Genomic DNA, 19,933 nt, shown 5'->3' on the forward strand with positions numbered 1-19,933 from the left:
GGCAACAGCCTTCCCCGCGCCCTCACGACGTACCAGACGCCAACCCTGACCACTCACAACTCGTCATTCCACCAGATCCCGGACGATGATCGTGCCGAGTCGGCGCGAGTCGCACGGTGAAAGACGCCGCGGCGGCGGGCGGGCCGCCCGGAGGACCCCGCCGGACCTCGGAGGGAACGCTCCCCGGCAGCCGGGAGCCGTCGGAAATCTCACAGAATGTCTGAAGATCTCACCGGAGCCGGGACGCCGCGGGACACCGGAGCGCCCCGCGGGCCTTCCGGGCCGGATCCCACCGGCCCCGCCGGGGAACAGCGGGACCCGTGGACCGGGGCCTCACCGCGGCCCGGCCCCCGTGTGTCAGGAGCCGCCGAAGACGTGGTCCACCACCCGGCCGGTCGCCTTGCCGTCGTCGCGGGGCGCGTAGGTGCGGCGGAACCGCTCGTAGCGGTCGGCGTGCGCGGCGGCCACCTCGTCGATCGTCCGCAGCGCCTCCGTCACCTCGGCGGCGGTCGTCAGCAGCGGCCCGGGGACCTCGGCCGCGAGGTCGAGGTACAGGCCCCGCTTGGCCGAGTAGCGCTGCGCGTCGTAGGTGAAGAAGAGCATCGGACGGCCGGTCGCGGCGAAGTCGAACATGATGGCCGAGTAGTCGGTGATCAGCACGTCGGCGATCAACAACAGATCCGTCACTTCCGGATATGTCGTGACGTCCAGTGCGAGGTCGCGCGACACGTTCGGCGCCGCCTGCATCGGGTGTCCCCTGACCAGGAACGTGTGGCCCTCCCCGAGGACCCGCCGCGCCTCGGCGAGGTTCAGCTTCACCGAGGCGTTCCTGCGGTCGTAGTCGCGGAAGGTCGGCGCGTAGAGCACCACGGTGGAGCCCTCGGCGATGCCCAGCTCGCGCCGCACCCGCGCGGCGACCTCGTCCCGGTCGGGGGACGACAGCACGTCGTTGCGCGGGTAGCCGCTCTCCAGGATCTCCCCGCGGTAGCCGAACGCCTTGCGCAGGATCGGGGTGGCCCACGGGCTCTGCGAGATCAGCAGGTCCCAGCCGCGCACCTCGGCCGCCTGGCGGTGCCAGGCCGCCGGCTTCGGGTCGCGCGACATGTGCGGCAGGTCGTTGCCCAGACGCTTGAGCGGGCTGCCGTGCCAGGTCTGCACGACCGTCTGGTCCTCGCGGGCCCGGAACCACGGCGGCAGGAAGCCGTTGGCCACGACGTACCGGGAGCGCGCGAGCGCCGCGTAGTGCTCGCGGCTGCCGGAGCGGACCACCGTCGGGCGGATGTCCGGGCCGAAGCCCAGCTCGGCCGAGCCCGGCGGGACGAACGCGCCGTCCTTGACCACCCAGATGTGCTCGCGGTCGTCGCCGCGCCGTACGCGCTCCTCGTAGACCGCGCGGACGTTGCCCTCGTACTGGCGGCCGTCGTAGGAGACGTAGACGGTCGCGTCGGTCGGCTCCATGGCCCGCTGGGCGGGATAGAAGGTGCGCTGCAGCGCGTACAGGCCGCCGGCGCCCTTCTCGTCGTCGGGCACGTGCTCGGCGACGGTCAGCACGGGGACGTCGAACCGCGTGGAGACCAGGCGGTACTCCCGCCCGTCGCGGATCCTCGTCTCCTCGTCCAGCGAGCCGAGGAGGGCGTGGTCGGTGCGGACCGGCACGATCTTCCCGCCGGGGTCGCGGACCGCCATGCTCCAGGTGCCGCTCGCCAGCGAGACGGTCCCGGCGAAGCGGGGCATCGCGGCGGGCGCGAACCGCACCGTGAAGCGTTCGCCGTCACGTTCCAGCGGCACGGTGTGGATCAGGCCGGTGCGGTGCTTGAGGCTCAGCTCGACCGCGCCGGGAGCGGCGGGGTAGGTGCCGGCGAGGGTGAGCGTGCCGTCCGCGGACCAGGCCGCCTCGGAGACGACGGGGCGGACGCGCTGGGCGGAGACCGACACGCGGTCGCGCCGGTCGCCCAGCACGGTGATCTCCCGCTCGCCGATCACCGAGCGGCTCTCCGCGGCGCCGCCCAGCATCACCGGGGCCGCGGGCTCGCCCTTGGGCTCGACCCAGAGCCTGCCGCCGTCGCGCTCCTGCAGCAGGGACGGTACGGCGAGCGGCACGACGACGTCGGTGCCGCCCTCGACGGGGGTGAAGTCCGCGGCGATGCGGTGGCCGTCCAGCCGCGCGTTGCCCCTGGCGTGCTGCGTGCCGGGAAGGAAGACCCTCAGCTCCAGCCGGTCGCCGTCCAGCGTCACCCCGGTCAGCTCGGCCCGGGTGGGCTGCAGCGCGACCTGCAGGGCGCGGTCGGAGGTCCAGACCGGGCGGATCCACCGGCGGCCGCCGATGTCCAGGCCCGCGGGCCGCTCGGTGCGGCCGGTGGAGGGGCCGCGCAGCAGGCCGACGGCGCGGGCGCCGCGGCTCCAGATCACGATCTCCGCGCGCCACGTCGTGGTGTCGCGCACGACGGAACGGCGGCGCAGCAGCCGCCTGCCGCCGCGCAACACGGTCCGCGCCCCGGCGCGCCAGCGCAGCGACCAGGGACGCAGCTCGGCGACGAAGCCGGACCAGTCGTAGTTGCAGCCCGCCTCGGCGGCGCCGTGGGTCGCCGAGGGGTCGAGGACGCGGCGGGTGCGCAGCCGTACGGGCGGCAGCCAGCGGGGACCGCGCAGCACGACGGTGGCGTGGTTGAAGCGGGGACCGCGGACCGACAGGCCCGCGAGGTAGGCGTGGCCGGTGATCCGCAGCCGTCCGCCCGACCAGGAGATGTCCTCGATCCGCGTGATCGGGACGAGGTCGGCGGCGCGCAGCCGGAACATGCTCTCCGGGAGCTCGTCCTGGAACGGCAGGTCGGCGTACCAGCGCATCTTCCTGCGGACCCGGCGCGACGGCTCGGCGCCCGCCGCGACGATCCTCTGGAGCGTGTCGCCCTCGATGAGATCGTCCGCCGCGCGGGTGTCGACCAGGTGGAAGGCGATCCTGCGAGCCACCGGCAGGTCGCGCTTGACCTTGGCGTCCACTCCGGCGAGGTACGGCTTGACGAGGGTGACGAACTCGCGCCTGCGGGCCGCGCCGCGCTTGACCGCGAGATCCAGCCGGGCGCCGAGCGGGCCAGCCAGGACCTCGGCGTCGAGCCGGCGGCGCTGGGCGGGCGTGAGCCCTTCGGCGAGCACCGTCGCCATCATCGATTCCAGGGGCTCCCCGCGATCGCAGAGATCCTGGACGACCTTCAGGCGGTCGGCGACGGGATCGCCGCCTGCCCGCGCGGGTGTGACGCCGGTGGCCATTGGGGGGAGGCACCGCCTTTCGGACAGATCGCTGTCCTACGCCATCGTAGTGGGCGCGCGGACGTCGATTACGCCCGATTTCTGGGCGTGCCATCCCATCTGGCCGTACGGATGTCCGCGCGGGAAGCCGAACCCCGCAGCGGGGTGCCCTCCCGGCGCCAGTGCTCCAGGCACCGCCGCTCGTGACCCGGCGGCGGGGTGCCGTCGGCGTGCACGACGCGCCACCAGGGCACGCCGCCGCCCCACAGGGACATCACCCGGCCGACCTGCCGGGGACCGCCCTCACCGAGATACTCGGCGACGTCGCCGTAGGACATGACCATCCCCGGCGGGATCCGCTCGACCAGGTCGAGCACCCGCTCGGCGTACGGTGTCGGGTGGCCTACCGGCTCCATGCGGCCGGTCCGGCGGCCAGGATCTCGTCGACCTTGCCGAACTCGTAGGACGCCGGGCCGTTCAGCTGCTCCAGACGGCCCTCGCGGATCGCGTAGGTCTCGCCGTCCTCGCCGACCAGGCTGGCGTTCAGCAGCGTCGAGACCCGGGCGAGCTGGGCCACGTGCCAGTCGGACCCGGGCGCGCCGGACAGGCCGCCGTCCCAGACCGCGACGGCGTGCAGGCCGTCGGCGTGGCGGGCCAGCACCTCGCCCTTCTCCTGTGAACCGCGGAACTCGAACCCCGCCTGCCCCAGCACAGTCGCGAGTTCCGCGAAGGCGAGAGGCGCCGGGCGCTCCACGCGCAACTCGTACCCCATGAGGGGCGACCTTAGCGAACCTTTGATCGCCTTCGTGCCGGAGATCCGAAGTTCGGACGGTACCGCGCACGAAGAGTGTCCGAACGGTGTCCAAACCGCGTTCGAATCGAGTTCGAACCGTCTCCTGGAGGCGCTCACCCCTCCGGTCCGCGCCGCGGTCCCGGCCACCCCGGCCGGCGCCGCCACGGAGGGCCGCCGGATCCGCCAGGACGGGCCGGTCCGCCCCGCCCCCCGGAGCCGGGGACGCCGCCCGGATCACCGGGGCCGCCCGATCCGCCGGGTCCCCCCGATCTCCCAGATCCCCCGGGGCCCCCGGGGCCGTCCGATCCTCCGGAGCCGCTTCGGCCGGACGGCGCGGGCCGCCGGTTGAGCGCCACCGCGGCCCCGGCGAAGGCCAGCACCCCGGTCAGCAGGCCGGTGCCGTACAGCCACAGGCGCAGCGGGTCCGGGCCGGGCCGTTCCGGCGCCGGGGCCTGCGCGCCGGTGCCGAAGTGGTCGCCCGGAGGCCCCCCGGCCTCGGCGCGGACGCCCGCCAGCTCCCCGGCCCTGGTCAGCGCCGCCGCGGCGTCGACCACGCCGAACCCCACGTGGTCGTCGTATCCGGCGGTGGGCGGGGAGGCGGCGGTGGAGGTCAGGGCCCGCGACACGAGATAGGGCGGCAGATCCGGATATTTCGCTTTTATCAGGGCGGCGACCCCGGCCACCAGCGCGGTCGCCGCGCTGGTCCCCTCCGACGTGCCGTACCCGCCGCCCGGGAGCGCCACCGGCACGCCCACCCCCGGCGCGGCGACCGCGACCGACAGGTTGTCGCTGCTGAACGGCGCCGGCTCGCCTCGGGCGTCGACCGCCCCCACCCCGATGACCCCGGAGTATCCGGCCGGGAAGCTCCAGAAGGAGGTGCCGTGGCGCGCGGTGTAGGGCGATCCGCCGTCGTTCCCGGCCGCCGCGACCAGCACCACGCCCCGCGACAGGGCATAGGAGACCGCCTCGCGCTCGGCCCGGTGCGGCCCGTAGGCGCCCAGCGACATACTGACGACCTTCGCCCCGTGGTCGGCGGCGTAGCGGATCGCGCGGGCCAGCGTGCTGTCGGCGCCCTGCCGCCGCTCCACCCTGGGCGGCGCGGCGGCGATCCCGCCCTCGCCGTCCTCGTCCTCGCGCGGGATCAGCGGCAGCGAGAGGATCCCGGCCTCCGGCGCGACGCCGAGCAGGCCGCCGTCGCCCTTGCCAGCCCCGGCGATGAGCGAGGCCATCGCGGTGCCGTGCATGCCCGGCTCGGGGCTGCCCTGGAGCACGCTCTCGGGGGATCCCATGTCGGGCCCGGAGACGACCCTGCCGCGCAGTTCGGCGACCCCGGCGTCCACCGCGCTGTCCACCACGGCGACGGTGACCCCCGCGCCCCGGGTGACCTTCCAGGCCCGCTCGACGTCGAGGACCCGCAGCACCCAGCGCTGGTCCCGGCGCACGTCCGCGGCGGCGGGCGGTACGGGGAGCAGCACGTCCGCGGCGGCCCGCGGCGCGGGGAGCGGCGCCTCCGCGGCGGCGGGCGGCGCGGGGACCAGCAGGAAGATCGCGGCCAGGGCGCCCGCCACCCGCGTCCGGCCCGGCCTCAGCACACGTTCCCCTGGGTGCACTGGGGAACGGCGCTGGGCTCGTCGCCCAGCGCCCGGGCGATGCGCCCGGCGACCGACTGCGCCACCGGCCACAGCTCGCTGTGCAGGATCTCCTCCGGCGCGACCGCCTCCCGGGTGCGCCCGTCGGCGTATCCGGCGGTGAGGAACACGACGTAGGGGCCCACCCCGATCCAGGCGTTGCGCTGGCGCTGGGCCGCGCCGAACAGTGCGGCGGCCGTGCCGGGGAACGCCACGGGCCGCACCCCCACCCGGTCGTCGACGGCCAGCCGGGAGGTGGCCGCCATCCGCCGCTCCTCGTCGCCGAGGACGGCGACGCCGACGGTGATGACGAAGGTCGAGGTCTGGTCGGCGTAGGTGGCCCGCAGCAGCGTGCGGCAGCCCTGCTCGGCGAGGGTCGCGCCGACCGGGGCGTCGGTGCCGGCCCGGCAGGGGACCTCGGGCGCCAGGCCGATCCGGCGGGCGTACTGCTGCGCCCCGCCCAGGCCGACGTACTGCAGCTCGGTGGGGAAGACCAGGGTCGCCGGCCAGGTGTGCCAGCGCCCGGCGATCTCGTCCTTGACGTAGCGGTCCTGCTCGGCGGGGGTGAGGGGGCGCGATCCGCTCTCGTGGACCAGCCCGGCCGCGCCGATCAGCACGTCGGTCATGGCGATGACCAGGATCAGCCCGGCCAGGAGCAGGAAGACCGCGCGGAACCGCACTCCCTGTTCCAGGGCCGCCAGCGCGGCGCGCTCGGTGGCGGCCCGGTCGCGGGACGCGGCCGGCCAGGGGCGGACCCGCCGGGGGACGGCCGGGGCGGAGGCGGGAGCCCGCCGTCCTCCGGCCGCGGACGTCCGGGAGCCGGGCGGCGGCCACCCGCCGCGGGCGCCGGACGCCGGGGCCGTCAGGCGCCGCCGCGGCTCCTGCGAACCCCCGGGCATCGACATACTTCGATGCTACGTCGCCGGGCCCCGCCGCCCTATGCCTCCCCGCCACCCGGGACCGCCCGCGTGTCCGCGCCGTCCGGGACCGCCCGCGTGTCCGCGCCGTCCGGGACCGCCCGCGTGTCCGCGCCGTCCGGGACCGCCCCCTCCCCGCCGTCCGGAGCCGGTCGCGCGCCGCCCCCCGGCGCGGTCAGGGCGTCCGCGCCGTCCGGGACCGGCAGGGCCGTCCGGCGGCGGCGTACGGCGCGGGCGGAGACGGCGAGCACCGCCAGGGACGCGGCGGCCCCCAGTCCCGCGGCCCCCGCGATCCCCCCGTACAGGTTGATCCTGTCCCGGTCGCGCCGGACGACCTGGACCGGTCCGGCCGCGCGGCCGACCGGGCGCGCGGGGTCCTGGACCGCCCCCGCCCCGGCGGTCAGGGTGTGGCGGTGGATCCTGGCGGCCTCGGCCAGCGCCCGGGAGGCGTTGACCACCCCGAACCCCAGGCCGGTGTCGTAGCCGCCGCTCGGCCGCCGGGTGGCTCCGGCGGTGAGCGCCTGCGCCACCAGCGCGGGCGACATACGGGGATATTTCGCTTTGATCAGCGCGGCGACGCCCGACACCAGCGCAGCCGCCTGGGAGGTGCCGCGACCCACCCAGTACTCGTCCCCGGGGCCCGCGCCGAGGACGTCCACCCCGGGCGCGGCCAGCAGCACCGAGGGGTTGCGGTTGGAGAAGGACGCCCGGCGCAGCCTCCGGTCCGCCGCGGCGACCGAGACGACCCCGGGGAAGGCGGCCGGGTAGGAGTAGGGGGCGTAGCCCGTCCCGGCGGACTCCCGGCCCCCGTCGTTGCCCGCGGCGGCGACCAGCACGACCCCCTTGGAGATCGCGTAGCGGACCGCCGCCCGCTCCTCCTTCGTCGCCAGTTCCTTGGAGATGGACATGTTGATCACGTCGGCGCCGTGGTCCACCGCGTACCGGACCCCCCTGGCGACCACGTTCTCGAACCGCGCGGCGGTGTTGAACCGCTGGAAGCCCGGCTCCTCGTCCTCCAGGATCACCCGCACCGACAGCACCTCGGCCTCCGGCGCGACGCCGACGACCCCGTCGGCCCCGCCGGGACCGTGCCCGTGCCCGGCGATGAGCGAGGCCATGTAGGTGCCGTGCAGCCGCGCGGGGGCGACGCCCGGGGGGTTGGCGCCCCTGGTGAAGTCCCTGCCCCGCACCACCGAGCCGGTGAGGTCGCGGTGGGCGGCGTCCACCCCCGAGTCGAGCACCGCGACCGTCACGTTCTCGCCCCTGGAGGTCCGCCAGGCGTTCGGCAGGTCCAGCGTCCGCAGCACCGGCTCCTGGGCGGTCCGCACGTCGTCGGCGCGGGCGGCGCCGGCGGGCCCCGCCGTACCGGCCGCGGCCAGGAGGAGCACCGCGACCGCCGGGGCCGCGCGCCTCAGCACCGCCACTCCCCGGAGGCGCAGTCCGGCCGCGCGGGCGTGGCGAGGTCGGCGAGGATCCGGTCGGCGATGTCGCCGGCGAAGGAGAACACGGTCGGCCGCTGGATCCCGGCCGCGCGGGCGGGCCTGCCGTCCACCTGCCCGAACGTGGCCAGCACCAGGTACGGCCCGGCCCGCCGTGCCAGGCCGCCCTGCCGCTCGTCCTGACCGAACCGGTCGGTGACGGTGCCGGGGAAGGCGAGCGCCCGCAGTCCCGGCGCCGGGAGGCCGCCCCTGGGCAGCGCCGCCTCCGCCGCGGTGGCGCCCTGCTCCGTCCCGAAGGCCGCGACGCCGACGGTGACGACGACCCCCTGGAGCCCGTCGATGTAGGTGGCGCGCAGGATCCCCCGGCAGCCCGCCCGGCGCAGCGCCCCGCGGAGCGCGGCGTCCACCGCCCGGTCGCACCGGGTCTCCGGTGAGATGCCCACGCGCAGGGCGCTCTCCCGTCCGCCCTGTTCGGCGGCGTAGCCGACGGTGCCGGGGAAGATCCGTCCGGCGGGCCAGGACCGCCAGCGCCGGGCCAGCTCGCCGAGGGAGGCCCGCTCCAGCTCCGCGGGGGTCGGCCCGCGGGTGAGCTCGGCCGCGGCGGTGCTCGCCGCCACCGCGGCCACGATCGCGCAGGCCAGTGTGAGCAGCGAGGCGATGACCGGCGTCGGCCAGGCGCGTCCTCGCCGATCATGTATCCCGCTCACGCATTGACCTTAATGCGGTCGGACGACTGCGAACCGCCACAAATGCAAGCGTGAACCGCCACGGAACCCGTGGAACCCGTGGAACCCGTGGAAACGACGACCGCCCGGCCGCGCGGGGTGCGCGGCCGGGCGGTCGTACGGAGGGCGGCCGCCCGTACGGCGGCCGCTGGGCCGGGGTCGCCCGCGGCCACCGGGCCGCCGGGACGACGCCGCCCCCTGTCGGATCAGTAGGTCGGCAGGCTCGGGTCGATCGTCTTGACCCAGCTCAGCACGCCGCCGCCCACGTGGACGGCGTCGGAGAAGCCGGCGTTCTTGACGATGGCCAGGCACTCGGCGGACCGGGCGCCGGACTTGCAGTGCAGGACGATCTTCCTGTCCTGCGGGAGCCGCTCCAGCGCGGAGCCGTTGAGGAACTCGCCCTTGGGGATGAGCACGGCGCCGGGGATGGAGACGATCTCGTACTCGTTCGGCTCGCGGACGTCGACGACGAAGACGTCCTCGCCGGCGTCCTGCATGGCCTTGAGGTCGGCCGCGCTGATCGTGGAGCCGGAGGCGGCCTCCTGGGCCTCGGCCGAGACCGCGCCGCAGAACGCCTCGTAGTCGTCGAGCAGCTCGGTGACCGTCGGGTTCTTGCCGCAGAGCACGCACTCGGGGTCCTTGCGGACCTTGACCGAGCGGTAGTTCATCTCCAGGGCGTCGTAGATCATCAGGCGGCCGACCAGCGGCTCGCCGATGCCGGCGATGAGCTTGATGGCCTCGTTGACCTGGATGGAGCCGATCGAGGCGCACAGCACGCCGAGCACGCCGCCCTCGGCGCAGGAGGGCACCATGCCGGGGGGCGGGGGCTCGGGGTAGAGGCAGCGGTAGCAGGGGCCGTGCTCGGCCCAGAACACGCTGGCCTGGCCGTCGAAGCGGTAGATCGAGCCCCAGACGTACGGCTTGCCGAGCAGCACCGCGGCGTCGTTCACCATGTAGCGGGTGGCGAAGTTGTCGGTGCCGTCGACGATCAGATCGTACCCGGAGAAGATCTCCATGACGTTGTCGGTGCTCAGCGCGACGTTGTGCACGACCACGTCGATCAGCGGGTTGATCTCCCGGACGCTGGCGGCGGCGCTCTCGGCCTTGAGACGGCCGACGTCGGACTGGCCGTGGATGACCTGGCGCTGCAGGTTGGACTCGTCGACGACGTCGAAGTCGATCACGCCCAGCGTGCCCACGCCCGCGGCCGCGAGATACAGCAGCGCGGGTGAGCCGAGACCTCCGGCGCCCACACAGAGCACCTTGGCGTTCTTCAGACGCTTCTGACCGGCCATCCCCACGTCGGGGATGATCAGATGGCGCGAGTAACGACGCACCTCGTCGACGGACAGCTCGGCTGCCGGCTCTACCAGCGGTGGCAACGACACAGTTCTGCTCCCGTTTCAGGGGTCTTCAAGAGGCGGCCGGGCACAGGGCGAGCACGGCGCGCACCACTGACAACCCGGGGGTCGTCCCGGTCATTCCCCGATCCGTGACCGGGCACCCCCGGCGTCTCCGGCACTCCTGCCATCCCCGGCGTTTCCGGCGCTCGCGGCACTCCCGGCGCTCGCGGCACTCCCGGCGCTCTCGGTGATGAGCTGCCTGGCCTCCCGGGCCACCCGTCCCGGGACCTCCATCTGCGCCACGTGCCCGGCGTCGGGCAGCAGCACCAGTCGCACGCGCGGGAACGTCCGTCCGGCGCGGGCCGCCATCCGGGGGTTGACCAGCCGGTCGTAGCGGCCGTGGACGACCAGTGTGGGCGCGGTCACCCGGGCCGCCTGCCGCCACAGGTTGTCCTCACCGCGCCGGAAGTACTCGGCGACGAGCCCGCGCGCCGAGCCGATCATCGACTCCCCGGCGTACGGCAGGCCGTCCCGGCGGCGCAGCTCCTCCGCCGCCTCGCGCAGCCGGTCGGGGTGGACGCGGCCGAGGTCGGCGTAGCACATGGCCATCGTGGCGTTGATCCTGCGCTCCGGCGGCAGCATGCTCAGCCGGCTCGCGGCCCAGTCACCCAGCCTCGGCACCGCCGACAGGGCCACCCGCGCCGGGCCGTACCGGGGGGTCAGGTCGGGCAGCGCCGGGGAGACGAGCGTGAGGGAGCGGACCAGGTCCGGGCGGGTCGCGGCGATCCGCACGGAGATCGCGCCGCCCATGGAGTTGCCGAACAGGTGGACGGGCCCGGCCGAGATCCGCTCGACCAGCGCGGTCACCGAGCGGGCGTGGGCGTCGATCGAGTAGTCGGCGCCGGGCGGCTCCGGGGAGTAGCCGGCCCCCGGGAGGTCGACGGCGTGCCCGGTGACCAGATCCGACAGCTCGGCCATCAGGTCGGTCCAGTTCGTCGCGGAACCGGCCAGCCCGTGCACGTAGACGGCGGTCTCGGCCGGTCCCCGCGGGGTGGAACGCACGTGGAGGCGCTGCCCCCCGATGTCGACCATCTCGCCCGGCCAGGGCGGAATCAGCTCCATGACCCCTTGTCCTCTCGCGTCGCGCCCGTGACGGCCCCTGATCCGACGATACCGGTCACCGCCCACCTCAGCACAAAAGCGACATTAAAGACATTTCACAGCAAAACAATTAATAAGAGTCTAACCGCGGCGATAAATAGATAAGGCAGAAGTAAAAGCCGCCAATCTCTGTTTGTCGCCCAAGGGGGGCGGAAATCAAGTCTGCGAGAGATCGGCCCTTAAGGGCCATCTCGGGCGTTTTTCGAGAAATCGAGAAAACGCCAGAGCGGGGCAACCGATCCTTTCAAGGGGGAAACGCAATGCCCAAGTTCAAGAGCGTCTTCGCGGGGGTCGCGGTCAGCACGGCGCTGGCCGGCGGCATCGTCAGCCTCGGTGCGGCCACCACCGCGACCGCGGCCAACGCCGCCGTGGCTCAGACCACCGTCGCCGGCTTCCAGACCTGCGGCGGCTGCGGCGGCGGCTGCGGCTGGCGTCGCTGCGGATGCGGTGGCGGCTGCGGTCGTCGTTGCAGCCACAACCGCTTCCGGCTGAGGGTCATCACCGTCAACAACAACCACAACAACGTCCGGGGCGACAACCTGCAGGCCCAGCGTCAGCGCCAGTTCCAGGAGGACCGGGACTTCGACTTCAACCGGTTCGACCCGTTCACGGGTGGCGGGGACTGACCAGTCGCCCGGCCGGGACGCGGCACGCGCCCCTAGCGGGTGACCGCACGCGACCCGGCTCGCGACCGTGACGAGTTCCAACCCGCCCGGGGGGTGAGGCCCGGGCCCGCACGAGGACACCGTTCTCCGCGAAAGACGGTGCCCGACCGGCGGGCCCGGGTGCCCCGGGGGAGACGAGACGACTCGGCACGGCGCCCGTCGGCCGGCACGGGATATTCCCGTACGGCATTCTCCGAATGGGACCGGGCGGCCGGCGCCGCCGGAAAACCCATTCCATGGCCACCGCTCGCAACGGCGCGTCATCCGCCGGACGGCGCGCATTTTCAAGAAGCGCAGAGAAACGAGCGGGAAACCGCTCATCGAAAAGGGGAAAGACAAATGTTCAAGACTGTTCTCGCGGGCGTCGCGATCAGCACCGCGCTGACCGGCGGCATCGTCAGCCTGGGTGCGGCCACCACGGCCGCCGGCGCCACCGTGGCGCAGACCACCATCGCCGGCTTCCAGACCGGCTGCGGCTGCGGCGGCGGCTGCGGCTGGGGCGGCCGCCGCTGCAGCCACCGTCGCTTCAGGCTGCGGGTCATCACCGCCAACAACAACTACAACACCGTGCACGGCGACAACGCCCAGGCCCAGCGCGAGCGCCAGGCCCAGACCCGCCGTGACTTCGAGTTCGAGCGCTTCAACCCGGTGATCGTCGGTGGCGGCCGTGACGAGGGTGCCGCCGGCGGTGGCGCGGCCGGCGCCGCGCCGACCAGCTGACACCCGGCCGATCACGGGCGGACCTCGCGTCCGCGCGCAACGACGGGGGCCTCACCGGCATCGAGCCGGCGGGGCCCCCGTCCCCATGTCCCCGCGTGTCCCCGGCTTCCGGGAGCATGTCTCCGCGCTCCGGGAGCGGGACGGTCCCGCCGTACGGTGACCGCGCCGTACCGGGGACGACCGCCGGACCGGGCGGCGGTGGAGCGGCGTGCCGGGCGGGACGGCGTGCCGGGCGGGACGGCGTGCCGGGCGGGACGGCGTGTCAGACGGAGCGGCGTGTCAGGCGGGACGGCGTGCCTTCCCCTTGCGCGGCGTCTTCGCCTCCCCGCTCTCCCCGGCGGATCCAGCGGACCCGGCGGACCCGGCGGACCCAGCGGACCCGGCGGACCCGCGCGCGGCGGTGGGCGCCCCGCCGGGCGGCCGCCGCCGCTTGGCCGCCTCGACGCTGGCGCGGAGCGCGGCCATCAGGTCGGGCGCGGGACCGGGCTCGGGCGCGGCGGCCGGCGTGACGACCTCGCGGCCCGCCACCTTGGCCTCGATGACCTCCTGGAGCGCCTCCCGGTAGGCGTCCCTGTACAGCGCGGGGTCGAAGTCGGCGACCATGCTGTCGATCAGCGACTCGGCCATCCTCAGCTCCTGGGCCCGCACCTCGGTCTCCTCCTCCAGGAACCCGAAGTCGGCCTGGCGCACCTCGTCCGGCCAGAGCATCGTCTCCAGCACGAACACCCCCTCCCTGACCCGGAGCACCGCCAGCGACTCGCGCTGCCGCAGCGCGACCTTGACGATCGCCACCCGGCGGGAGCGTTCGAGCGCGTCGCGCAGCAGCACGTAGGGGCGCACGCCCTCGGAGTCGGGCTCCAGGTAGTAGGACTTGTTCAGCAGGATGGGGTCGATCTGGTCCGCCGGGGAGAACTGGAGCACCTCGATCCGCCGCGAGGTCGAGAGCGGCAGGTCCTCGAAGTCCTCGCTCTCCAGGACGACCACCTCCCCGGTCGGCAGCTCGTAACCCTTGGCCACGTCGGCGTAGGGCACCTCCTGCTCGCAGACCTCGCAGATCCTCCGGAACCTGACCCGGCCGGCGTCCTCCCGGTGCACGAGGTGGAAGGAGACGTTGCGCTGCTCGGTCGCGGTGTGCACCCCGACCGGGATCGTGACCAGCCCGAACGCGATCGCGCCCTTCCAGATGCTCCGCATGGTCTCTCCCTGTCTCGGGACCGCCCCCGCCGATCTTCGCACGTACGTTCGGAACATGAACGAGGTGGATGTAAAAACTCACCAACAGGGCAGTTACCCGCCATGGGGGTTCCGATGCCCCGCCTTTCGCGGCGGGCGGGACCCGAGGTCGTACGCTGGGCGATGTCCGATGTTCGCCCGGTCACACGGAAGAACGGAAGCAGACGAGTGGCTGAAATCAACGCACGCGGTCAGGGTCCGGCGGATCTGGACGACGAGACGCTCACGGATCTTCCCGAGGGGGAGGAGATCGGGATCGAGGCGACCGACGCCGACGCCGCCGAGCAGACCCGCCCGGCGCGCGACGACGCCCCCGGCCGGGTCTCGGGGATCTCGCCCGAGACCCCCGAGGCCGACGCCGCCGAGCAGACCCGCCCGGTGCGGGAGGACGGCCCGGACTGGCCGGATCACATCCCCCTCGACGCCGACCCCGCCGACGCCGCCGAGCAGACCCGCGTGGTGGAGCTCGACGAGGACGACTATCGCTGACCTGGTTACCCACGCGTAGGATGTCGCAGGACAGCAGGAGCACCCGCAAGGAGAACGCCGTGACCGCTACCCCGGACGCCAAGCCCCGGGGCACCCGGCTGCCCCGGATGGCCCGCCGTCGCCAGCTGCTCAGCGCCGCCCAGGAAGTCTTCGTGGAGAACGGCTACCACGCGGCGGCGATGGACGAGATCGCCGAACGGGCCGGCGTCAGCAAGCCGGTTCTCTACCAGCACTTCCCCGGCAAGCAGGAGCTCTACCTCGCCCTGCTGGACGTGCACGTGGACGACATGATCGCCCGCTGCCGCGACGCACTGGCCTCCACCACCGACAACAAGCAGCGGGTCCAGGCGGCGATCGGGGCGTTCTTCGACTTCGTCTCCACCCAGGGCGAGGCGTTCCGGCTGGTCTTCGAGTCCGACCTGCGCAACGTCGCCCCGGTCCGCCAGCGCATCGAGCGCAACCTCCGCGAGAGCGCCGAGATGATCAGCCAGGTCATCCAGGAGGACACCGGCTGCTCCAGCGACGAGGCCCGGCTGCTCGGCGTCGGCCTGGTCGGCATGGCCGAGGTCAGCGCCCGCTACTGGATCAGCAGCGGCGGCTCCATCCCCAAGGACGCCGCCACCCAGCTCATCGCCCGCCTGTCGTGGCGCGGCATATCGGGCTTCCCCCGCACCACCGCCGAGCACTGACGGGGCGGCACGGCGAGCACCCGCGGGGCCGTACGGCCGAGCACCGGCGGGCGTCCGGCCGGACGCCGGCGGAAGGCGACGCGTCTGTTCGCTTGACGCGATCAAGCGGCGCTCGCGGCTCCGATGGGGTGACCATGGGACGAGCAACCCTCGTCGAAAGGGAGCAGGATGGAAATCAAGATCGGCGTACGCTCCGTGCACCGCGAGCTCATACTGAACACCGAGCTGACGGCCGAGCAGATCGAGGAGGAGCTGCACCAGGCCCTCGCCCCCGAACGCGGCGTGTTCAGCATCACCGACACCGGCGGCCGCAAGGTGCTGGTCCCCATCGCCTCGCTCGGTTTCATCGAGATCGGCGAGGAGGAGAACCGGCCGGTCGGCTTCGGCGGCACCCTCTGACAAGACGGGAGTCCCCGGGGGGCCGACCGGCACGGGCCGGTCAGTCTCCCGGGCACCGTCCCGGACGGTCCTCCCGTCCCGGGAGGCGGCAGCCCGGCGGGCGTCTGCCCCGGTGGACGGGGTGGCGGCCCAGGCTGACGGCGGGGCAGTCCGCGTCCCCCCGGCGCAGCACGGCGCGGAGCGCCCAGCGGTTCGGTCCACATCTGGTCGGAGGAGTGCCGTAGCGGCGCGGGACCCTCATGTCTCGCACCGTACAACCGTCCGGCGACTTCACGCTCCCCGATCAGCCGACATATCCGGGGGCCGCGTCTCGGCCCCGGCCCGTCCGGGAGGCGGCGCCTCGGCTCCGGGTGGCCTTTCGGGGCACCCGGCCCTGTGCGACCCGGACCCTCGGCGCGCCCGTCCGCCGTCCGGCCGGGCTCAGGGGCCGGGGGTCAGCCCCAGGGCCGACATCCGCTCGCCGTGGGCCTCGGTCAGCCGGCCGAACATCCGGGTGATGTCCTCCCCCGCCGCCTCCACCAGCAGCGCCGCCAGCTCCGGCCGGGCCTCGGCCACCCTCCGGCCCTGGTTGAGCGACTCCCCCACGAGCCGCCTGGCCCACAGCGCCAGCCGCCCGCATACCACGTGATCGTTCTCGATGGCCGCGCGCACCCGCTCCACCGCGAACTGCGAGCGTCCCTCATCGACGAGCACCTCGTCGACGAGCCGGCGGGTCTCCTCGTCGACCAGGGTGGCCGCCTCACGGTAGAAGTCGAGGGCCATCCCCGTGCCCACGTACGCCTTGACCAGGGCCTCCAGCCAGTCGTGCGGCGCGGTCCTGGCGTGCCAGTCGTCCAGCGGCCCGACGAACGGCGCCATCGCCTCCTCCGGGTCCGTCCCCAGCGCGGCGAGCCGGTCGCTCAGCAGCCGGAAATGGGCGTACTCGGTCACGGCCAGGTCGCCGAGCGCGGCCCGGTCGGTCAGCGTGGGGGCGAGCCGGGCGGCGTCCTCGGCGAGCCGTAGGAAGGCGGTGAGCTCGGCGTAGGCGAGGACACCGAGCAGGTCGGCGACACCGGGAGGGGAATCACTCATGCAGGGAAGCCTACGAGCTACCGGGCCCCGCCATTCCGCAGGAATACCAAGAAATCGGTTCCGCGTTGTGGTATCGAGTACACTGCTCTGTGAAAGTGCGACCGCACCCGTGTTAACCCAGGAGATTTCACCTCCTGGACGCCCCCGAAGTCGGCATGACGCCGCAGCGGTCGCTGATGACATCAGAGGGCCGGCCCTTCCGCGAGGACCCGGGCACGGGGAACCATTTCAGCCCGTGGTCCCGGCAGGACTGCCTTCAACGGAGACTTAGGCAGGCCAAGCTGACGACGTTCCGAGACCTCGGAGTCAACCCGGAGATCGCTGACGCCCTCGAGACCGAGGGCATCACCACGCCGTTCCCCATTCAGGAGATGGCACTCCCCCTGGCGCTCAACGGCCAGGACATCATCGGACAGGCGCGTACCGGCACCGGCAAGACGTACGCCTTCGGCGTCGCCATGCTGCAGCGGGTGGGCAAGCCCAGGAAGAACCGCAAGAAGCCGCGCGGGCTGGTCGTCGTGCCGACCCGCGAGCTGGCCGTTCAGGTCACCGAAGACCTGGTCACGGCGGCGGGAAAGCTGGGCTCGCGGATCCTCACCGTGTACGGCGGGCGCGCCTACGAACCTCAGATCGAGGCGCTCAAGCAGGGCGTCGACGTCATCGTCGGCACCCCGGGCCGTCTGCTCGACCTGGTCAAGCAGAAGCACCTCGACCTCAGCCAGATCAGCGCCCTCGTCCTGGACGAGGCCGACCGCATGCTCGACCTGGGCTTCCTGCCCGACATCGAGCGGATCATCAAGCTCATCCCGGCGGAGCGGCAGACGATGCTGTTCTCCGCGACGCTGCCGGGTGAGATCGTCGCCCTGTCCCGGCGTTACCTCAGCCGCCCGACCCACGTGCGGGCCGAGAACAACGACGCCGAGGCCGAGGCCACGCCGCAGACGACGCAGTTCGTCTGGCGTGTGCACCGGATGGACAAGGTCGAGATCGTGGGCCGGCTCCTGCAGTGCGAGGGCCGCGGACTCACGATGATCTTCTGTGAGACCAAGCGGGCCTGCGACAGGGTCGTGGAGGACCTCAAGGAGCGCGGCTTCGCCGCCGCGGCCGTCCACGGGGACCTCGGTCAGGGCCAGCGCGAGCAGGCGCTGCGCGCCTTCCGCAACGGCAAGATCGACGTTCTCGTGGCGACGGACGTCGCGGCGCGCGGCATCGACGTCGACGACGTCACCCACGTGGTCAACTACGACTGCCCGCAGGACGAGAAGGCCTACGTGCACCGGATCGGCCGCACCGGCCGGGCGGGCAAGACGGGCGTCGCGGTGACCTTCGTGGAGTGGGAGGACCTCACCCGCTGGAAGGTCATCAACAACGCGCTGTCGCTCGACTTCGCCGAGCCGGTCGAGACCTACTCGACCTCCGCGCACATCTACACCGACCTGGGCATCCCCGAGGGCACCAAGGGCGTGCTGCCGCGCGCCAACCGCTCCCGCGCGGGCCTGGCGGCCGAGGAGATCGAGGACCTCGGGGAGACCGGCCGCAGCCGCTCGCGCGGTCCGCGCCGGGGTCGCGAGGAGGAGTCCAGGGACCGCCGGAGCCGCGAGGAGGAGTCCAGGGAGCGCCGGGAGCGTCCGGCCCGCACCCCCCGGGAGCGTCGCCGTACCCGGGGCGGCCGGAACGCCCAGGAGGCCGTACAGGCCGCCGGAGCGGTGGAGGAGCCGTCCCGGCCCGACGCCGGGGGTGCCCGTGACACCGCGGTCCCCGAGACCGCCGTGGCGGCCGGGGCCGCCGGCGAGCGGAACGCGCCGCTCGTGACCGAGGAGGCTCGGCGCCCGGTCGCCGAGCCCGCCGTGCCGGAGACGGACGCGGCGCCCCGCGAGGACGCCCGGGAGGAGCGCCCCGCGAGGTCCCGTCGCCGTAAGTCCGGCCTGAACCCCGAGGTGAGCCTCGGCGGCGAGGATCGGAGCGCCCCCTCCCCGGACGACGCCGTCCGGGAGGAAGTAGTCCAGAGCGGTACCGTCCGGGATGAAGTCGCCCGAAATGACACGGTCCGGGACGAAGCCATCCGGGACGACGTGGTCCGGGAAGAGGAGCCGGCGACCGGCCGGTGGGACGACGAACCCGACGTCCCGGCCTCCCGCCCGCAGCCGGAGAAGATCGTTCCGGCGAGTCCGTTCACGGTGATCTTCCAGTCGCCGGACCTCGCGACGGACGACGACGAGATCGCCCCGTCGGCGGCGTCGGAGCGGGCGCAGAGCCGCCGCCGTCCCCCCGCGCGGGGGCAGCAGCGGGGTCCGCGCCGCCCGCAGTAGGCGGCGGAGCCCGGCGGAAGGCACGGAGGAGAACGAGGGGGCCCGAACCGCACCCGCCCCGGAGGGGGAGGGCGGCCCGGGCTCCCGCCGAAAGGGGCGCGACCCATCGGATCGCGCCCCTTTTCCGCATCTCAGGCGCACGAAGGCACTCCGCGGGGAGAGGTATCGTGGGGCCACGTGAGTACGCCACGATTTCTGACCCTGCCTCCTGGCGTCCGTTCCCGGCGGATCGAGACGGCCGTTGGGACCTTCGCCGCGCTGGAGGCCCTGCCGGTCAGTGGCATAGCCGAGCGCTGGCCAGCGCTGCTGGTCCCCGGCCTCACCGGCAGCAAGGAAGACTTCATCGCGGTCCTGCAGACCCTCGCCCAGGCCGGCCGCGAGGTCATCGCGATCGACATGCGGGGCCAGTACGAGACGGAGGGCCCCGACGACCCCGCCGCCTACACCTGCGCGGCGCTCGGCAACGACGTCGACGTCCTGGCCCAGCACGTCGGCGGGGGCGGCCCCGTCCACCTGGTCGGCCACTCCTTCGGCGGCCTGGTCGCCCGCGAGGCGGTCATCGACGGCCGCACCAAGTTCGCGTCCTACACGCTGATGAGCTCGGGCCCCTCCTCGATCCCGGGGGTGCGCGCCCAGGTGAGCCGCGCCATGCTCGCCGAGCTGCCCGAGGCGGGCATCGAGCGGCTGTGGCAGACCCGGATGGAGCCGGAGGCGCTGGCGGCCGGCGTGCCCGACGAGATCGTCGAGTTCCTGCGCGGGCGGCTGCTCGCCAACTCCGTGACCGGGATGGTCGCGATGACCCGCCAGGTGCTGTCGGCGCCGGACCGCTGCGACGACCTCGCCCAGGTCGGGGTGCCCACGTTCGTGCTGTGCGGCGAGCACGACGACGGCTGGCCGCTGGAGACGCAGGCGGAGATGGCCCACCGGCTGGGCACCGAGTGCGTGGTCCTGCCCGGCGCGGCCCACTCCCCCGCGGTGGAGGCCCCGGAGACGACGGCCGCCGCGCTCACCCGGTTCTGGAACGAGTCCGAGGCCCGCCTGCTGAACTGAGCGGCCCCGACGGCCCCGACGGCTCGGACAGGGCCACGAGGGGTCCCCGGACCGGCCCG

Annotated in this window: 18 protein-coding genes; 7 read left to right on the forward strand and 11 right to left on the reverse strand. The window is 73.8% G+C overall.

Annotated features, from left to right (window positions below; genetic code table 11):
* Positions 1–357: 357 nt before the first annotated feature.
* The 9 genes from ACZ6W9_RS34365 to ACZ6W9_RS34405 all read right to left on the reverse strand — a co-directional run bounded on the left by ACZ6W9_RS34365 (position 358) and on the right by ACZ6W9_RS34405 (position 11,210).
* A complete protein-coding gene (locus tag ACZ6W9_RS34365; RefSeq protein WP_389956445.1) occupies positions 358–3,264 on the reverse strand; it encodes a CDP-glycerol glycerophosphotransferase family protein in 2,907 nt (968 codons plus the stop codon).
* A 68-nt stretch (positions 3,265–3,332) separates the two neighbouring features.
* A complete protein-coding gene (locus tag ACZ6W9_RS34370; protein WP_389956448.1) occupies positions 3,333–3,659 on the reverse strand; it encodes an MGMT family protein in 327 nt (108 codons plus the stop codon).
* Positions 3,647–4,015, reverse strand: a complete 369-nt coding sequence (locus ACZ6W9_RS34375) for a hypothetical protein (RefSeq protein ID WP_362939289.1) — start codon at positions 4,013–4,015, stop codon at positions 3,647–3,649. The genes ACZ6W9_RS34370 and ACZ6W9_RS34375 overlap by 13 nt, the downstream gene beginning before the upstream one ends.
* A 134-nt stretch (positions 4,016–4,149) precedes the next feature.
* Positions 4,150–5,628, reverse strand: coding sequence for a S8 family serine peptidase (locus ACZ6W9_RS34380; RefSeq protein ID WP_470121493.1), 1,479 nt, complete (start codon positions 5,626–5,628; stop codon positions 4,150–4,152).
* On the reverse strand, positions 5,622–6,569 hold the full coding sequence (locus tag ACZ6W9_RS34385) for a hypothetical protein (protein WP_389956454.1): 948 nt from the start codon (positions 6,567–6,569) through the stop codon (positions 5,622–5,624). The genes ACZ6W9_RS34380 and ACZ6W9_RS34385 overlap by 7 nt, the downstream gene beginning before the upstream one ends.
* 32 nt (positions 6,570–6,601) lie before the next feature.
* Positions 6,602–7,999, reverse strand: coding sequence for a S8 family serine peptidase (locus ACZ6W9_RS34390; RefSeq protein ID WP_470121495.1), 1,398 nt, complete (start codon positions 7,997–7,999; stop codon positions 6,602–6,604).
* Positions 7,993–8,727 carry a hypothetical protein gene (locus ACZ6W9_RS34395; RefSeq protein ID WP_470121497.1) on the reverse strand — a complete coding sequence of 245 codons (735 nt, stop codon included), beginning with the start codon at positions 8,725–8,727 and terminating at the stop codon, positions 7,993–7,995. Before ACZ6W9_RS34395 ends, ACZ6W9_RS34390 begins: the two co-directional genes overlap by 7 nt.
* Positions 8,728–8,951: 224 nt before the next feature.
* A complete protein-coding gene (moeZ, locus tag ACZ6W9_RS34400) occupies positions 8,952–10,133 on the reverse strand; it encodes an adenylyltransferase/sulfurtransferase MoeZ (RefSeq protein ID WP_362939277.1) in 1,182 nt (393 codons plus the stop codon).
* A 90-nt stretch (positions 10,134–10,223) separates the two neighbouring features.
* Positions 10,224–11,210: an alpha/beta fold hydrolase gene (locus tag ACZ6W9_RS34405; protein ID WP_389956464.1), complete on the reverse strand. Its 987-nt coding sequence runs from the start codon at positions 11,208–11,210 to the stop codon at positions 10,224–10,226.
* Between the two features lie 299 nt (positions 11,211–11,509).
* Here ACZ6W9_RS34405 and ACZ6W9_RS34410 point away from each other — a divergent pair, with 299 nt between their 5' ends.
* Both ACZ6W9_RS34410 and ACZ6W9_RS34415 read left to right on the forward strand, forming a co-directional pair.
* On the forward strand, positions 11,510–11,875 hold the full coding sequence (locus tag ACZ6W9_RS34410; RefSeq protein ID WP_389956467.1) for a hypothetical protein: 366 nt from the start codon (positions 11,510–11,512) through the stop codon (positions 11,873–11,875).
* 378 nt (positions 11,876–12,253) lie between these two features.
* Positions 12,254–12,634 (forward strand): hypothetical protein, encoded by a 381-nt coding sequence (locus tag ACZ6W9_RS34415; protein ID WP_470121500.1) that lies wholly within the window; start codon positions 12,254–12,256, stop codon positions 12,632–12,634.
* Positions 12,635–12,913: 279 nt separating this feature from the next.
* On the opposite strand, the gene ku is transcribed toward ACZ6W9_RS34415, so the two are convergent.
* Complete coding sequence (gene ku, locus ACZ6W9_RS34420; protein ID WP_389956473.1) at positions 12,914–13,828, reverse strand: non-homologous end joining protein Ku; 915 nt, start codon at positions 13,826–13,828, stop codon at positions 12,914–12,916.
* Between the two features lie 207 nt (positions 13,829–14,035).
* Between ku and ACZ6W9_RS34425 the strand changes: the two genes are divergently transcribed.
* The 3 genes from ACZ6W9_RS34425 to ACZ6W9_RS34435 all read left to right on the forward strand — a co-directional run bounded on the left by ACZ6W9_RS34425 (position 14,036) and on the right by ACZ6W9_RS34435 (position 15,444).
* Entirely contained in the window at positions 14,036–14,356 is a 321-nt protein-coding gene (locus ACZ6W9_RS34425; RefSeq protein WP_389956477.1) for a hypothetical protein, read from the forward strand.
* Positions 14,357–14,415: 59 nt separating this feature from the next.
* Positions 14,416–15,045, forward strand: coding sequence for a TetR/AcrR family transcriptional regulator (locus tag ACZ6W9_RS34430; protein WP_179825285.1), 630 nt, complete (start codon positions 14,416–14,418; stop codon positions 15,043–15,045).
* Between the two features lie 168 nt (positions 15,046–15,213).
* Positions 15,214–15,444 carry a DUF3107 domain-containing protein gene (locus ACZ6W9_RS34435; protein WP_362939259.1) on the forward strand — a complete coding sequence of 77 codons (231 nt, stop codon included), beginning with the start codon at positions 15,214–15,216 and terminating at the stop codon, positions 15,442–15,444.
* A 420-nt stretch (positions 15,445–15,864) separates the two neighbouring features.
* Here ACZ6W9_RS34435 and ACZ6W9_RS34440 read toward each other — a convergent pair whose 3' ends face one another.
* Complete coding sequence (locus ACZ6W9_RS34440; RefSeq protein WP_470121503.1) at positions 15,865–16,515, reverse strand: ferritin-like fold-containing protein; 651 nt, start codon at positions 16,513–16,515, stop codon at positions 15,865–15,867.
* Positions 16,516–16,670: 155 nt separating this feature from the next.
* On the opposite strand from ACZ6W9_RS34440, the gene ACZ6W9_RS34445 reads away from it, so the two are divergent.
* Both ACZ6W9_RS34445 and ACZ6W9_RS34450 read left to right on the forward strand, forming a co-directional pair.
* Positions 16,671–18,824, forward strand: a complete 2,154-nt coding sequence (locus ACZ6W9_RS34445) for a DEAD/DEAH box helicase (protein WP_470121505.1) — start codon at positions 16,671–16,673, stop codon at positions 18,822–18,824.
* 177 nt (positions 18,825–19,001) lie between these two features.
* Positions 19,002–19,874: an alpha/beta fold hydrolase gene (locus ACZ6W9_RS34450; protein ID WP_362939250.1), complete on the forward strand. Its 873-nt coding sequence runs from the start codon at positions 19,002–19,004 to the stop codon at positions 19,872–19,874.
* Positions 19,875–19,933 lie beyond the last annotated feature (59 nt).

This window comes from Streptosporangium sp. NPDC053982 (genome assembly GCF_055585205.1).

Bases quoted from the DNA above. Each gene is read 5' to 3' on its own strand.
- ACZ6W9_RS34410 (WP_389956467.1), top strand. From the start codon at position 11,510: ATGCCCAAGTTCAAGAGCGTCTTCGCGGGGGTCGCGGTCAGCACGGCG.
- ACZ6W9_RS34445 (WP_470121505.1), top strand. From the start codon at position 16,671: ATGACGCCGCAGCGGTCGCTGATGACATCAGAGGGCCGGCCCTTCCGC.
- ACZ6W9_RS34370 (WP_389956448.1), bottom strand. From the start codon at position 3,659: ATGGAGCCGGTAGGCCACCCGACACCGTACGCCGAGCGGGTGCTCGAC.
- ACZ6W9_RS34435 (WP_362939259.1), top strand. From the start codon at position 15,214: ATGGAAATCAAGATCGGCGTACGCTCCGTGCACCGCGAGCTCATACTG.
- ku (WP_389956473.1), bottom strand. From the start codon at position 13,828: ATGCGGAGCATCTGGAAGGGCGCGATCGCGTTCGGGCTGGTCACGATC.
- ACZ6W9_RS34405 (WP_389956464.1), bottom strand. From the start codon at position 11,210: ATGGAGCTGATTCCGCCCTGGCCGGGCGAGATGGTCGACATCGGGGGG.
- ACZ6W9_RS34440 (WP_470121503.1), bottom strand. From the start codon at position 16,515: ATGAGTGATTCCCCTCCCGGTGTCGCCGACCTGCTCGGTGTCCTCGCC.
- ACZ6W9_RS34415 (WP_470121500.1), top strand. From the start codon at position 12,254: ATGTTCAAGACTGTTCTCGCGGGCGTCGCGATCAGCACCGCGCTGACC.
- ACZ6W9_RS34365 (WP_389956445.1), bottom strand. From the start codon at position 3,264: ATGGCCACCGGCGTCACACCCGCGCGGGCAGGCGGCGATCCCGTCGCC.
- ACZ6W9_RS34385 (WP_389956454.1), bottom strand. From the start codon at position 6,569: ATGTCGATGCCCGGGGGTTCGCAGGAGCCGCGGCGGCGCCTGACGGCC.
- ACZ6W9_RS34375 (WP_362939289.1), bottom strand. From the start codon at position 4,015: ATGGGGTACGAGTTGCGCGTGGAGCGCCCGGCGCCTCTCGCCTTCGCG.